The organism is Bradyrhizobium sp. BWA-3-5 (assembly GCF_032917985.1).
GTDB lineage: Bacteria > Pseudomonadota > Alphaproteobacteria > Rhizobiales > Xanthobacteraceae > Bradyrhizobium.
Genome location: NZ_CP136626.1, coordinates 6311257 through 6324989, shown reverse-complemented (window position 1 = coordinate 6324989; position 13733 = coordinate 6311257). Strand labels below are relative to the sequence as shown.

The following is a 13733-nucleotide window of genomic DNA, read 5'->3' as shown; positions in this document are numbered from 1 at the left end:
TGCAATGCAGCTAGGCGGAATACATCACCTGACCGCGATCTCCGCGAAGCCGCGGGAGAATCTGGCTTTTTACGCCGGCCTGCTCGGCATGCGGCTGGTCAAGAAGACCGTGAACCAGGACGACGTCAGCGCCTATCACCTGTTCTATGCGGACGGCAAAGCCAGTCCCGGCACGGATCTCACTTTCTTCGATTTCCCTGTCCCGCCCGAGCGTCGTGGAACCAATTCGATCTCGCGCACCGGCCTGCGCGTTAACGGCGAGAAGAGCCTCGGTTGGTGGCGGGATCGCCTCAAAGAGGCCGGGGTGGCGGCCCGCGATGTCGTCGAGGTCGACGGGCGGCTGACGCTGCCGTTCGAGGACGGCGAAGGACAGCGGCTGGTGCTGGTCGACGACGGCGGCGCCGGCACGTCATCGCCTTGGGAGAAGAGCCCGGTGCCCTTGGAGCATCAGATCCGCGGGCTCGGCCCGATCGTGCTGACCGTACATGAGCTGTCGCGTACCGCCTTCGTGCTGACCGAGGTCATGAACATGCGCCGCGGGCGCACGTATGCCGCGCACGGTGCCGAGATTCATGTCTTCGAGATGGGTGAGGCAAGGGGAGAGAGTAACCTCGCCGCCGAACTACATGTGCTCGAGGACAAGAATGCTCCAGTCGCGCGGCAGGGCGCCGGCGGTGTGCACCATGTCGCCTTCCGCACGCCTGACGAGGCGCAGTATCACGCCTGGACGCAGCGCCTGAACGAACTTCGCGTGCCCAATAGCGGCGAGATCGACCGCTTCTATTTCCGCAGCCTGTATTTCCGTGAGCCCAACGGCATCCTGTTCGAGATCGCCACCGACGGCCCGGGGTTTGCGACGGATGAGCCGATGGAGACGCTCGGAGAGAAATTGGCGCTGCCGCCGTTTCTCGAGCCGCGCCGGGCGGCGATCGAAGCCGGGCTGAAGCCGATTGAATGAATTTCGCAGGACCTCCTGGCGTTGCTCAAGGGCGTCCTTGAGCAACGCCAGGAAGTCCTACGATCTACGAGCTTACGCCTCGTTCTTCGGCACGTATTTGCCGAGGACGCATTTGTAGCTTTGCAATCGCCAGGCGTGATACGGGCCCTTGGCGAGCCAGTCGGCGATACCGATTTGCGCATTGACGGCGCAGGCGCCCATCGTGATGCCGGACTGTTCGCTGGTCGTGACGACCTTTTCGAGGCAAAGCTGGCTGTTGCAGAGAACGGCGATAAGAGTAACGAGCATGGCAACCTTCGTTGTTGAATGTCCGGCTCGCTCACGCCATGCAGGGTTCGTGCCAGCGGTGGTGCGCGCGGCCTTTCAAGAAATCGGCCCGTAAAACTACGCACTTCAAAAGCCGCGCCGTTTCCGGCGCGGGACGGTCTAGTCGAGCACTCACAAGGAAAACAATTGCTGTGAAAGTAGAATTCGGCAGGGGCCGATTCGCAAAGCGTAGAACTACGGCTTCTGTGCCGGATTAGCCGCGACTGTCATTGCGCGGCAACAGTGCCGGCGGCATCGCTCGGACGCCGTGACACTTGCGGCCGCTTCGCGGATTCTCGCACTGATTTCATCCGCGAACCGCATTCCGACTCAATTCCAACATTGCGCCGTGCTCGTCTCTCCCGCAGCGTGTGGGGCGGTTCCGCGCTGAAGCGTGGGATGCGGCATTCGTGCAACAACCGTCGTCCTAAATTCCGGAAGGCGCATCGTTAGGCAGCGATGGGCTGCGCGTGCGGATATAATCCGCGGTCAACAGTCCGAGTGGGGATTCTTCGATGTCGAAGTTTGCGATGGGCACGCAAGCCGAAGGCGTTGCCGGTGGCTGTGGATCGGTCACGGCTGTCGTCGTGTTTGCGGCTGCTGACGAAAGCTCCGGGTACGCTGTCGTGACCGAAGGTCACGGCGCATGCCCGTCGCTCGCCGGCGCAAGGTTGACTTTCACACTGGCAAGATGGGGGGCCGCATGACCAGCCGTCCGATTCCGCATGCGATCTCCGCGGCCGAGCCGATGGAGGACGCCGGCGCCGTCCGCCGCAGGCTTCTCGATGATCTGGCTAATGTCGCAAATCGCACGCCGAGGCTGGTGACGACAGCCGTCGAGGAGGTGGGCGTTGAACGATCCAGCGAGGCGCCGACCCCGGCAACGAAGCGCGGTCGCGCTGGTTCTGCGGCCAGTCGCGCCAAGGCCGCCAAGACCACCAAGACCAAACCAGCCAGGACAACCACGGCGAAGACGGTCGGGGCCGGCGCGGCCGACGTCAAGGCGGCCGAGCTCGATGTCGAGCCGGGGGCTTTCAGCGTGCCGCTTGAGCCGCTGCCGGTTTCGGTCGCGCCCGCCGCGCCGGAGGTTGTTTCCGCCGTTCCCGTCACACCAAGGCGCGAGCGGACCAGCCGCACCTTTGCCGTGATAGCTGCGCTCGCGCTGGCGACGGTGGCGGCCTATTTTTCCGTCGCCGGCATGGCGGAAATATTTCCCGGCGATCCGGTCGGAGTCATGGTGCTCGCCGCGACGATGGAAGCCGGCAAGCTCGTGATCGCCGGGTGGCTGGCTGCGCATTGGCGCCAGACCAGCTGGAAGATGCGTTCGGTCATGGTCGCCCTCGTTGCCGGCCTTGCGCTGATCAACGCCGCCGGCGTGTTCGGCAAACTGGTGGAAGCCCATGTCAGCGTCGCCGCGACCGCGCGCTCGGGGATCGCCGAACGCATTGAAGCGCTGGAAGCCCGTGTGGTGGCGCAAACCGCCGTCGTCGCCGATCTCACCAGCCGGATCGCGCAGATCGACCGTGCCGTCGATGAATCGACGCGGCGCGGCCGGGTGACGCGGGCCCTCAACATCGTGACGCAGGAGCGCGCGACGCGGGATGGGCTGGACACGCAGCGCCAGACGGCCACCGCCACGCTGGTCGGATTGCAGGCGCAGCGCGCTGCGCTGGCCGGTGAACGCTCGCGCATCGAAGCCTCCACAGGCCCGATCCAGTATCTAGCGATGATGGTCGGTGCCGCGCCCGAAGCTGCGGTGCGCTGGCTGATATTGCTGATGGTGTTGTGCTGCGACCCCGCAGCGATCGCGCTGACGGTCGCCGCCGCCGGTTCGCGATCGCGCGAGTCGGAGTAGCGACAGACATCACGGGTGCCAGTCGGCGCAGATGGGACCGCTGCATTAACGACGAGATGAAGCGTCGGCCGCGCGACATCAGCAATCACTGGCCTCTCGCGAAGATCCGGCGTATACTATTCCCATGAGTTGGGATGCGAAGGACGTAGCACTGCTCAAGCAGCTCTGGGCCGAAGGCCACAGCGCCGGTCAGATCGCAAGCAGGCTCGGCTACAGCCGCAACGCCGTCAGCGCCAAGCTGAAACGCTTGGGGCACAAGCGAGGTCACAAGCCGCCGACGGCCAGCCCGAAGATCGTTTCAGTGCCGATACGAAGGCCAAAGCTGGCAGCGGCCTGCGGCCGTCCGGTGGACAGGGTGGTGTCGAAGAAGGTGTCGAAGGCCAGGATGTCCAAATCCAAGACGTCCAAGTCCAAGACAGTTGCGACGCCGACGCGGGAGTTCACTAAGCAAGAGCTCTTCGCGATGCTGGCTGACGCGGTCAGGAACACAGGCTGAACTGTCAAGGCCGGACATAGCCGTCTGAAGGATGGTCGCTTGCGCTCGCCACGGCCGGCCATCCCCGTCCTTCTATTTGGCGACCAAAAATGTGGATGCCCGGGACAAGCCCGGGCATAACGAGTTTTTTCGGATCAAATTGAACCGCCTACATGGTCCTCGCGCGCGCGAGCTTCGCCGTCTTGGCGCCCTTGGCGATTTTAGCGGTCTTGCCGTGCTTCGCCTTGCTGCGATCCTCTCGCGCGGCGTGCCGGCTGCTCTTCTTGCCCTTCGTCTCCGCGACGTGAGTCTTCTTGGTCTTCTTCTCTGCGACCACTGTCTTCTTGGTCTTGACCTCCGCGACCTCCGTCTTCGCTCCGCCGCGGCGGGATACATATTCCTTGCCGTCGATCGGCGCGACGTGGGGCGGATCTCGGTCGAGATAGGGCCGGCCGATCCCAAAATTCTTGCCGTTCGCGTCGATCCACTTCCAGAGCTTTTCGGTGGAGACCCATCGCTGCGCCCGGGTCGCCCCCTTGACGCTTACGATGTCGGCCGCAAGCCCGTGGCCATAGCCGCCGCGCGAGCTGCCGCCATGGTAGGACCGGTCGCTGGCCGCCTTCAGGCCGCTTGCGATCGACTGACGATAGTCGTCGCGGAACGCGCTGGTGATGCCGGGGTGCAGTCCGGCCTGTTCCGCGGCATTAAGCGTATGAAAGAGCTTGAGCTTGAACGTCCGGTCCATGCCGCCGATCACATAGTCCATCATCGTCATGCCGGCCCGTTCGGCGGCCTTCGGGTCCTTCCAGGTGAAGTCCTGGTCTACTCGCTTGGTGAAGGTCCTGGTGACAGTCCTCAGCTTTCCCTTGCGCTTGATCGTCACCTTGCGCCGTTCATGCACTGCGATGGCGTCGATCTTGGGGGCCCGTTCGTAGAGCGCCCATAGAAAGCGGTCGATGCAGATCTCGGCGACGAGGCACTCCTCGTTGATCTCGAGGAGGGGCATCGCCGGCTGGGGGTTGTCAAGCACGGCATCGGCCGGGGTTATCATCGCCATCTCGGTGGACGGCTGCTCGGGCGGCAGTGCCTGCACAGAATCGATCGGCGAAATCTCGAAAAGCGATATCGGCTCATAGGTGGAAAGCTGCGCCGCCGTTTCAACGACATTCTTCAGCACGGACTCGCTGGCCGCCGGCACGATGATTTCGGTGGTGTCGGCGCTGGCCAGAACGATCTTCCGCGGCGTGTCGATCTGCGGCGGCTCTACAGGCGTAACGTTCGCGGCGACAGCGGGCGCGCTGCGTTCCACCGCCGGCACCGCACCGGTTCTCTCGACGGCCGCGCTGACTTGCTGGATCGGCGCCGAGCCGAGACCGGCGAGCCAGGCGAGAACACAACTCGCAAGAGCCGTTCCCGCGAGTGCGTTGATTCGGCGTTGCGCCTTCGTCGCTAGTCGCCAAGGGTCCATGATCCGGCCTCCCCAAGGCTCCGCAGGAGCCTGATTACGAGCCAAGCACACGACAGCACGCATTGTTCGGATTGCGAAATCAATGCGCAACGGGCGGCGACTACGGGGTTGCCCATTTTTTCACGGGTGTTGCCTCGATACCACGCGCCGCGGATGGAACTTATTGTGCAATTTCGGGACTTTATGTGCCCTACACAAGTGACGCATGCGCGGTAGAGCAGGGCGAATTAGCGACAGCGTAATCCGCCAAAGATCGCGCCGCGTCGTGCTGTCGAGGGCGGGTTATGCTGCGCTGACCCGCCCCACGGACCGTTATCCCAGCAACACCGCGTCGGCGCCGTTCACGGCGTCCGCAGCGTCCGTCACGGTCTTCTCCAGTGAGGCGGATTGCACGGTGATGTTCTCGGCAAAGAACCGCGCCACCGTCACATAGCGCTGCGGATCGCCGGCCTCGCCATTGCTCTTGGCGGCGAGCGCCTCGCCGGCCAGCATGCAGCCGCCGAGCGTCGAGCCGAACAGGCGCAAATAAGGCGTCGCACCGGCGAGGGCGTCGTTCGGCGCCGACGTCACCCGCTCGAGCAGCCATTTGCTGGCGCGCTCCAGCGAGCCGAGCGCATCGCGCAGCTTGGCGCCCGTGGTGCCGAAAGCGGGATCGTTCGAGGTTTCGACCTGCTTAACGATGCCGCGCAGTTCGCCGAGCAGCGCCCAGACCGAGGCGCCGCCGTTCGCCGCCAGCTTGCGCGTCACGAGGTCGATCGACTGAATGCCGTTGGTGCCCTCATAGATCGAGGTGATGCGGGCGTCACGGTAATGCTGCGCGGCGCCGGTTTCCTCGATGAAGCCCATGCCGCCGTGGATCTGCACGCCGAGATAGGCCACCTCGTTGCCGATGTCGGTGGAGAACGCCTTCGCGATCGGCGTCAGCAGCGCGCCGCGCGCGGCGGCATCGGCCCGCACCTTCGGGTCCGTGGCGCGCGCTGCGACGTCGAGCGCCACCGCCGTGGCGTAGCAGATCGAGCGTGCCGCCGCCGTCATGCTGCGCATCTGCAGCAGCATGCGCTTGACGTCGGGATGGACGATGATCGGATCGAGCCCGTCGCCCTTCTTGCCGACGGCGCGACCCTGGCGGCGTTCCTGTGCATAAGCCAGCGCCTGCTGGTAGGCGCGGTCGGCGATGCCGACGCCTTCGAGGCCGACGCCGAGGCGAGCCTGGTTCATCATCGTGAACATGCATTGCATGCCCTTGTTTTCCTCGCCGATCAGGTAACCGATCGCGCCGCCCTGATCGCCCATCGTCATGGTGCAGGTGGGGGAGGCGTGCATGCCGAGCTTGTGTTCGACGCCGCTAGGATAGATGTCGTTGCGTGCGCCGAGCGAGCCGTCGGCATTGACGAGGAATTTCGGAATCAGGAACAGCGAAATTCCCTTGGTGCCCGCGGGAGCATCGGGCAGGCGGGCCAGCACGAAATGCACGATGTTGTCGGTCATGTCGTGGTCGCCATAGGTGATGAAGATCTTGCTGCCCTTGATGCGGTAAGTGCCGTCGTCCGCGCGTTCGGCGCGGGTGCGCAGCGCGCCGACGTCGGAGCCGGCCTGCGGCTCGGTGAGTTGCATGGTGCCGGTCCATTCGCCAGAGACCAGCTTGGCCAGATAGATCTTCTTGAGCTCCTCGCTGCCATGGGCATCGAGTGCCTCGATTGCGGAAAGCGTCAGCAGCGGGCACAGACCGAACGCGATGTTCGAGGCACTCCAGATTTCGGTGCAGGCGGCGTTGATCGCCAGCGGCAGGCCCTGGCCGCCGAAGGCTTCCGGGCCCGACACCGCATTCCAGCCGGCGGCGGCCCAGCGCTGATAGGCGTCCGGCCAGCCCGGCGCCGTCGTCACCTTATTGTCTTCGAGCTTGATGCCGTGTTCGTCGCCGATCCGGTTCAGCGGCGCCAAGACGTCACCGGCGAATTTGCCGGCTTCCTCCAGCACGGCGGCGGTGATGTCGCCGTCGAAATCGCCGTAATGGCCGGCCTTCACGGCGGCCTGCAGCCCTGCGCCGTGGTTCAGCGCGAGCAGGATGTCGGAGATCGGCGCGCGGTAAGTCATGACGAAATCTCGCTTTTGGGATAATGAGCTGCCGCCGTCTTCCCACGAAACCGGGGTTCTCTCAACTCTCCGCCGGGTGGTATTCGGCCGCGCCCGGGGCGCGAAACCGGCCGCGGATTTCGCGTAGACGGTCATAATATAAAGGCTCGTGCTGGACGAGGCGGATTTCCGGCGAGATTCGCGCTTCTAACCAGTTGAAATGGCTGAAGTCCCTCTATAGACCGACGTTGTCCGAAACCGGTTCGCGAGGGGCGCAATTCCCCGGCGCGTTCGGCCCGGGCCGTTGGGGCGTAGCCAAGCGGTAAGGCAGCGGATTTTGATTCCGCCATTCGGAGGTTCGATCCCTCCCGCCCCAGCCAGCGCTAACGTCCTGAATTTTCTTCCGAAACGACTTTGTTTTTCGCGTGGATTTCTGAACCCAGTGGGCGGACGCCCTGGATCAAGTCATGCGATCATCGCCCGCGCTCGTTTGTGTTCATGCCTCATCGAATCCTCTGCAGGAGGCGATGCTCGCACGCAGGGAATTACGTTGCTGACGGCGAAAGCGTCCCGTTGCAGGCCCGGGGAACGGGTGTTCGGCGGAAGCGTTGGTCGCCAGCACAGGAGATCGCAGATGCCCGCCAGCGTGCCACGACAACGCCGTGCCCAAAGCGCGGTGAAGCGGGATCAAGGGCCTGTCTCACGAGGCATGATTGCCCGACAAGCCGGAAACGATACACAACCGCGCAAGCGCTTCCTCCACCATCTGCGACGAAGAAGCCGGGCTTCGTGATCCATGAATCGGAATGGTTGACTGCAAATGAGTGGATCCAGGCCGTGGTGGGAATCCGCCGTCATCTATCAGGTATATCCGAGGTCTTTTCAGGACACGGATAATGATGGCGTGGGGGACCTCAATGGAATCAGCAAGAGGCTGTCGTACTTCGTCGATCTCGGCGTCGATGCGATCTGGATCTCGCCGATTTTCCGCTCACCAATGGCCGACTTGGGCTAGGACATCTCCGATTACGTTGATATCGATCCCATCTTCGGCAACATCGGCGATTTCGAACGGTTGGTCGCGGAAGCGCACGCGCGCAGAATCAGGGTGATCCTCGATTTCGTTCCGAACCATTCTTCTGACCAGCATCCTTGGTTCATCGAAAGCCGCAGCTCGCGGACAAGCGCCAAGCGCGATTGGTATATCTGGCGCGACCCGGCGCCGGGCCGCGGTCCCCCAACAATTGGCTGTCCGAGTTCTGGCAGCGCCTGGAAGTTGGACGAGGCTTCCGGCCAGTATTACTACCATGCCTTTCTAAACTCCCAGCCCGACCTGAACTGGCGAAATCCGGAAGTGGTGGAGGCGATGTGCGATGTGCTTCGCTTCTGGATGCGCAAGGGCGTCGATGGCTTTCGCGTCGACGTGATCTGGCACCTGCTCAAGGACGAAGCCTTTCGCGACAACCCGCGCAATCCGAATTATCAGAAGGGCAAGCCGCCGAATGAAGCGCTCGCTCCGCTCTACACGACCGATCTCCCGGAGGTGCACGACGTTATCGCGGTGCTGCGTCGTACCGTCGATGAGTTCAGACCGTCTGCTGATCGGGGAGATATACCTGCCAGTGGAGCGCCTGGTTGCCTATTACGGTCGAGACCTCGGCGGTGTCCACCTGCCGTTCAACTTCGCGCTGCTTGGCGTTCGCTGGGACGCGAGGTGCATTCAGGCGCTGATCGCTGACTACGAAGGCGCCTTGCCAAAAGGCGGATGGCCAAACTGGGTGCTTGGCAATCACGATCGAACGCGGATTGGCGGCCGCGTCGGCAAAGGGCAGGCGGCCGTCGCGGCCATGCTGCTGCTGACTCTGCGAGGCACGCCCACGATCTACTACGGCGACGAACTGGGAATGCGTCAGGTCGCAATTCCCCGCCACCGCGTGTGCGATCCGTTCGAGCGCAACGTCCCCGGAATCGGTGTTGGCAGGGACGGCTGTCGAACTCCCATGCCGTGGGACGCGAGTGCTAGCGCCGGTTTCAGCAACATCGATCCATGGCTTCCGCTTGCCGACAATTGGCAATCGGAAAACGTTGTGAACCTGCGTGAGGATGCAACTTCAATCTGGAATCTTTATCGGCGCCTGCTGCGCCTTCGCAAGGAAATGCCCGCGCTATCAATTGGCTCCTATAGGCCGCGCTTTGTCGACGAGGACCTGTTGGTCTATTTCCGTGAGCTCGGTGATACCAAGCTGCTCATTGTCCTGAATCTGACCAGCGAGCCCCAGGTTCTCGGCTTTGAGCAGGGCACGCCTGCAGCGGTTTTGGTGTCCACGGGAGCGGACCGGGACGGTGAGAGGGTGGCAAACAGCATCTTGCTTCGGGGCGATGAGGGACTCATCATCGAACTCTGAGGCCTGTGCCGCGCGACCGAGCGACGCGCATCGGTCCTCGGCGGTGAGCGCGGCCCGGGCCGTACGGTTTTCAATCTGTTGCTGGCGACTATGATTGCGAACGCGAGATACGTTCGAACGCCAGGCTGGTCGCGACGCCCAAAAGTGCCCAGAACAACAGGCTGGTGAGCGTCACCACGACGATAAATCGATGCGAGAGCGCGGCAGGGACCGCGCTGTGAGATTCCGGAGCCAGCGGTGCACCGATCAGATGCGGCAGCGCGATCAGGGCCAGGCCGAGAACCGCCGACCAGGCGGCCGGGCTGAGAGCCAAGAGGCAAAGCCCTCCTGCCGTGGCGGCGGCAGTCGCGATCCACCAGATCTGCCGTGCCGTTAGATCAGCTACCGGCATGCCCGGCAATTCGGGGGGTAAGCCGAGGCCCGGCGCAGCCGTGAAAACGACAAAGCCGGCAAGGCCCCATAGCAGGCCCTCCCGCCATGTCACGTGCCGGCCCCGGATCGCATACACACCGGTGAGCAGCAGCGCAAAACCGATCGCGGTCAGAATATTGGCGCCGACGGTGAAGGCGTTGCGCTGGAAGCCTTCCTCAGGCTCCCACGCGCTCTCGGGATGATGGGCCTTGTCTTGATCGTTGGCGGGCGAGGCGTGGTCTTGGGTCGCCGGCGCTGCGGCCCTGCGTTCATAGACCTCGCTCTGCTGGATCAGCGGCACGGTGCCAACGAACTGCGCAATCGAAATAACCACGCCCACGATCAAGCCGGCCAGCGCAGCTGAAAATACGATCGACCTGAAAACCGGCATTCGTCGTCAGTGACAGGGAAACGCGTTGGCGTGGCGGACATCGTGCGCGGCATTATGAACCGCACTGATATGCGAGAAGCCGACCACGCCGACGATGAAGAGCCCCAAGGCCATCGCCAGCACAGCCTGAGCAATGGTGTTTGAATTGACGGTGCTGAAGGGGGCGTTGGCGGTCTGGGATTGTTGCATGGCTGTCCTCGAAGATGCTCATCTTTAGCCCAGAAAGAATGCGAGCGCGACCTCAATTTTTTAGCTCCCGGGAGACATCCCGGCTCGTCAGGTGGAAGTTCGCTGTCGTCGCCACCTGTCTCCGCAGCAATTTTGCACGGGCCGCCGCCTGAAACGCCTCCTGATGAGCGTTGAAGAATTCGATGCATTGTCGTGGTGACGGCATTGCCCGCAACAAGGTGCGGAACGCCCGGCGGTGCACCATGCAGCGGCCATTGTGCTCCTCCGGCTGAAATGCCAGCGCATCGATGTCATTCCGCCAGATGGGTGGTTTGCTTGATGGCATCAATCGATCTTCAGTGGTCGCGCGGCAACTTAGGGGGCTTGCTGTCTCGCAGGAAGGCGGCAATCGATTGACTCCTTACACCATCCGATGCCACGTTTGTGACTGGCGATACCGGCAACGGGTTTCGCTCACTCCAGTTTGCGATGTGGTTCTCGCCGGGGACAACGCCATGATCGCGGAAACTTCCGAGGGCCCGCCATGCCTTTACGTCTGCCCGCTCAGCGGGCTCTCCGGCGTTGCGGCGGGGCTTAACCGGTTCGATCTGTTGACCCTGCTGTCGCCGGATCATGGAGGCGAGGACCATCGAGCGCTTGCGTGCGAGCGACACCGGGAATTGTCGTTTCATGACATCACGGAGGCCGTGCCGGGCTTCGTCGCGCCGGACAGTGCCACGATGAAGGCGATCCTGGATTTCGGGCGTGAGGCGGGCGACCGCGCCCTGCTGATCCATTGTTGGGCCGGCATCAGCCGCTCAAGCGCTGCGGCCTATGTGATCGCCTGCGACCGCAATCCGGGCTTCGAGCGCGACATCGCGGAGGAATTGCGACGCCGTGCGCCATCGGTGACGCCGAACCGGCTGATGGTGTCGCTGGCCGATGATTTGCTCGGACGAGGCGGCCGGATGGCGGAAGCGATCGATCGGATCGGCCGCGGTGCCGACGCTTTCGAAGGCAAACCATATCAGCTCCCGTTGTCGTGGCCTATCGGATGATGGCGGCGACGCCGAGCAGGAACCCGATCTCGAATACCTGTTCAATGGCGCCGAGAACGTCGCCGGTGTATCCGCCGATCAGCCGTCGCGACCATATCGCGAGGGCAGCGGCCAGCGTGGCGCCGAGCAGCGCTCCGGAAAGCACCGAAAAGGCGGAAATGAACGCCAGCGGCAGCGCGGCAATAACGACGGTGATCAGGGCAAACCGTATTTCCTCAGCACGAACGGGCACCTCGGCATAGTTGACTTTCATTGCCGTGGTATCGCCCGTGTAGCTCATGGCGTTGATGACAAACCCCGGCGTGGCGCGTGCTGCGGCGTGGCTCGCGACCAGTGCGAAGGCGCCGGCCCATAAGGGCAACTGCGTCAGCGCCGCTATGCGCAAGGCGACGCCAAAACCCAGGGCTAGCGCGCCGTAGGTTCCGATTCGGCTGTCCTTCATGATCTCCAGCCGTCGTTCGACGGTCCAGCCGCCGCCGAAGGCATCGATGGTATCGGCGAGGCCGTCCTCGTGCAGCGCGGAGGTGATGACGGCGGCGGCGATGATCGCCAGCATCGCGGCAACAAATGGCCCCCAGATTTGGCCGGCAAGCAGCAGAACGATCGCCGAGCCGGCGCCGATGCCGCTTCCGACCAGCGGAAAATATTTTAGGGATCGGGCCAGCCAGTCCGGCTGGGGCGCGGCTTTTGTCGGCGGCGTGGGCAGGATGGTGAGAAACCGCACCGCATCGAAGAAGCGCTCGGTCTCGTTCATGTCAGATATTCCCGGCCAGAACGTCGCTGAGGTCGGCGACGTCGGTCACGAGCCGCGCGGCCGCGCGCACCAGCGGCACGGCGAGGAGGGCACCTGTGCCTTCACCGAGCCGCAGCCCAAGATCGAGCAGCGGCTTTGCGCCGAACGCGGCGAGCACGATGTCGTGGCCCTTTTCGGCGGAGCGATGCGCGAGCACGCAATAATCGCGCGCAGCGGGACAGAGCCGAATGGCCACCAGCGCGGCCGCACTGGAGATGAAGCCATCGATGACGACCGGCCGCCGCTTTGAGGCCGCGCCCAGCACCGCGCCGGCCATCATCGCAATTTCGAGCCCGCCGAACTCGCTGAGGACGTCCAGTGGAGAGCTGGCATCGCTGCGCGCCGCGGCTTTGGCGATGGCGGCCCGCTTGCGTGCCATGCCCGGATCATCCTGCCCGGCGCCGGTCCCAATACATTCATCAAGCGGCGCCGGTGCCAGGCGATGCACCAGCAGGGCGGAGGAGGCGGTGTTGCCGATGCCCATTTCGCCGAGCGCGATGATATCGGCGCCCGCGGCGATCTCGGCCATCGCGAGCGCGCAGCCCTTGGCCAGCGCATCTTCGGCCTGTCGCATCGTCATTGCCGGTTCGCGTGCGGCGTTGGCGGTACCCATCCGGATCTTGGCGTCGATCAAATTGGGATGCGCGGGCAGTTCGGCGGCCACCCCGGCGTCCACGACGCGAATCCCAACATCGCCCGCGGTGGCAAAGGCATTGGCGCTGGCGCGGCCCGCCAGATAGGTCCTCACCATCGCGACTGTCACCGCCGACGGATATTGCGACACGCCTTCCTCGGTGAGACCGTGGTCGCCGGCGAAGACCAGCAGCACGGCCTTGTCGGCTTTGGGAGCCGCTGGATGCGCGATCATGCCAAGCCGCACAGCGAGGTCCTCGATGCGCCCGAGCGACCCCAAAGGCTTGGCCTTCCCGTCGATTCGCGCGCGCATCGTTGCCTCCAACTCCTGATTGAGCGGGGGAACGAAAGGCGGCTGCCAAAGCGGTCGGGATTCGGTCGTCATGGGGTTCCTTTCCGGGCCTACCTGACCCAACAGCCCATGTCAGGTCAATCCGATCTGACCCAAGGGCCGCACCGGTTGACCCCGGCTACCGCGGCGGCTAGCGTCATCCGCGATGGTCCTCCCGCGAGGGAGGTGAAAAGGGAAGCCGGTGCGAGTTCTCTCAATGCCGGCGCTGCCCCCGCAACTGTAAGCGACGAGCCCCGAGCCGATGCCACTGGGATTCCCGGGAAGGCGGCTGACGGCAACGACCCGCGAGCCAGGAGACCTGCCATCACGAACTGTGCTTTGGAGGCGTCGTCGGGGCGGGGTGCACCGGACGGGAGCGAGCCTGACGGCGATGAGCCGTCGGCGCGA

Annotated in this window: 13 protein-coding genes, 1 tRNA gene, 1 pseudogene and 1 riboswitch; of the genes and pseudogenes, 7 read left to right on the top strand and 8 right to left on the bottom strand. The window is 63.9% G+C overall.

What is annotated here, in order from left to right:
- The first annotated feature begins 4 nt into the window (after positions 1-4).
- Positions 5-958: a ring-cleaving dioxygenase gene (locus tag RX331_RS30330; protein ID WP_317253271.1), complete on the top strand. Its 954-nt coding sequence runs from the start codon at positions 5-7 to the stop codon at positions 956-958.
- A gap of 72 nt (positions 959-1030) precedes the next feature.
- On the opposite strand, the gene RX331_RS30325 is transcribed toward RX331_RS30330, so the two are convergent.
- On the bottom strand, positions 1031-1246 hold the full coding sequence (locus RX331_RS30325; protein ID WP_283029504.1) for a hypothetical protein: 216 nt from the start codon (positions 1244-1246) through the stop codon (positions 1031-1033).
- A 721-nt stretch (positions 1247-1967) separates the two neighbouring features.
- On the opposite strand from RX331_RS30325, the gene RX331_RS30320 reads away from it, so the two are divergent.
- Both RX331_RS30320 and RX331_RS30315 read left to right on the top strand, forming a co-directional pair.
- Positions 1968-3119: a hypothetical protein gene (locus tag RX331_RS30320; RefSeq protein ID WP_317253270.1), complete on the top strand. Its 1152-nt coding sequence runs from the start codon at positions 1968-1970 to the stop codon at positions 3117-3119.
- A 124-nt stretch (positions 3120-3243) separates the two neighbouring features.
- Positions 3244-3615 (top strand): GcrA family cell cycle regulator, encoded by a 372-nt coding sequence (locus tag RX331_RS30315; RefSeq protein WP_317253269.1) that lies wholly within the window; start codon positions 3244-3246, stop codon positions 3613-3615.
- A gap of 148 nt (positions 3616-3763) precedes the next feature.
- On the opposite strand, the gene RX331_RS30310 is transcribed toward RX331_RS30315, so the two are convergent.
- Both RX331_RS30310 and RX331_RS30305 read right to left on the bottom strand, forming a co-directional pair.
- Complete coding sequence (locus RX331_RS30310; protein WP_317253268.1) at positions 3764-5062, bottom strand: peptidase M15; 1299 nt, start codon at positions 5060-5062, stop codon at positions 3764-3766.
- A gap of 312 nt (positions 5063-5374) precedes the next feature.
- Positions 5375-7156, bottom strand: coding sequence for an acyl-CoA dehydrogenase (locus RX331_RS30305; protein ID WP_317253267.1), 1782 nt, complete (start codon positions 7154-7156; stop codon positions 5375-5377).
- 284 nt (positions 7157-7440) lie between these two features.
- On the opposite strand from RX331_RS30305, the gene RX331_RS30300 reads away from it, so the two are divergent.
- The 3 genes and pseudogenes from RX331_RS30300 (at position 7441) to RX331_RS39095 (ending at position 9540) form a co-directional block, all read left to right on the top strand.
- Positions 7441-7515 (top strand) — tRNA-Gln (locus tag RX331_RS30300).
- A gap of 440 nt (positions 7516-7955) precedes the next feature.
- Positions 7956-8873 (top strand): annotated as a pseudogene (locus RX331_RS39100) (alpha-amylase family glycosyl hydrolase).
- Positions 8758-9540 (top strand): alpha-amylase family glycosyl hydrolase, encoded by a 783-nt coding sequence (locus tag RX331_RS39095; RefSeq protein WP_410708026.1) that lies wholly within the window; start codon positions 8758-8760, stop codon positions 9538-9540. The pseudogene RX331_RS39100 and the gene RX331_RS39095 overlap by 116 nt, the downstream one beginning before the upstream one ends.
- 88 nt (positions 9541-9628) lie before the next feature.
- Here the strand turns inward: RX331_RS39095 and RX331_RS30290 are convergent, their stop codons facing one another.
- Genes RX331_RS30290 through RX331_RS30280 form a run of 3 tightly spaced genes read right to left on the bottom strand, consistent with a single transcriptional unit; the run spans position 9629 to position 10856 of the window.
- A complete protein-coding gene (locus RX331_RS30290; protein ID WP_317253266.1) occupies positions 9629-10342 on the bottom strand; it encodes a CbtA family protein in 714 nt (237 codons plus the stop codon).
- A gap of 6 nt (positions 10343-10348) precedes the next feature.
- The gene (locus RX331_RS30285) at positions 10349-10531 is read right to left on the bottom strand and encodes a CbtB domain-containing protein (protein WP_317253265.1); all 183 of its coding nucleotides are present in this window, start codon (positions 10529-10531) and stop codon (positions 10349-10351) included.
- 52 nt (positions 10532-10583) lie between these two features.
- Positions 10584-10856, bottom strand: coding sequence for a hypothetical protein (locus tag RX331_RS30280; protein WP_317253264.1), 273 nt, complete (start codon positions 10854-10856; stop codon positions 10584-10586).
- Between the two features lie 169 nt (positions 10857-11025).
- Between RX331_RS30280 and RX331_RS30275 the strand changes: the two genes are divergently transcribed.
- On the top strand, positions 11026-11568 hold the full coding sequence (locus tag RX331_RS30275) for a protein tyrosine phosphatase (RefSeq protein ID WP_317253263.1): 543 nt from the start codon (positions 11026-11028) through the stop codon (positions 11566-11568).
- Here the strand turns inward: RX331_RS30275 and RX331_RS30270 are convergent.
- Complete coding sequence (locus tag RX331_RS30270; protein ID WP_317253262.1) at positions 11558-12322, bottom strand: adenosylcobinamide-GDP ribazoletransferase; 765 nt, start codon at positions 12320-12322, stop codon at positions 11558-11560. The two genes, RX331_RS30275 and RX331_RS30270, sit on opposite strands and share 11 nt — an antisense overlap.
- Position 12323: 1 nt before the next feature.
- On the bottom strand, positions 12324-13379 hold the full coding sequence (gene cobT / locus RX331_RS30265; protein WP_317253261.1) for a nicotinate-nucleotide--dimethylbenzimidazole phosphoribosyltransferase: 1056 nt from the start codon (positions 13377-13379) through the stop codon (positions 12324-12326).
- 96 nt (positions 13380-13475) lie between these two features.
- Positions 13476-13667: riboswitch (cobalamin riboswitch) on the top strand.
- Positions 13668-13733: the final 66 nt, after the last annotated feature.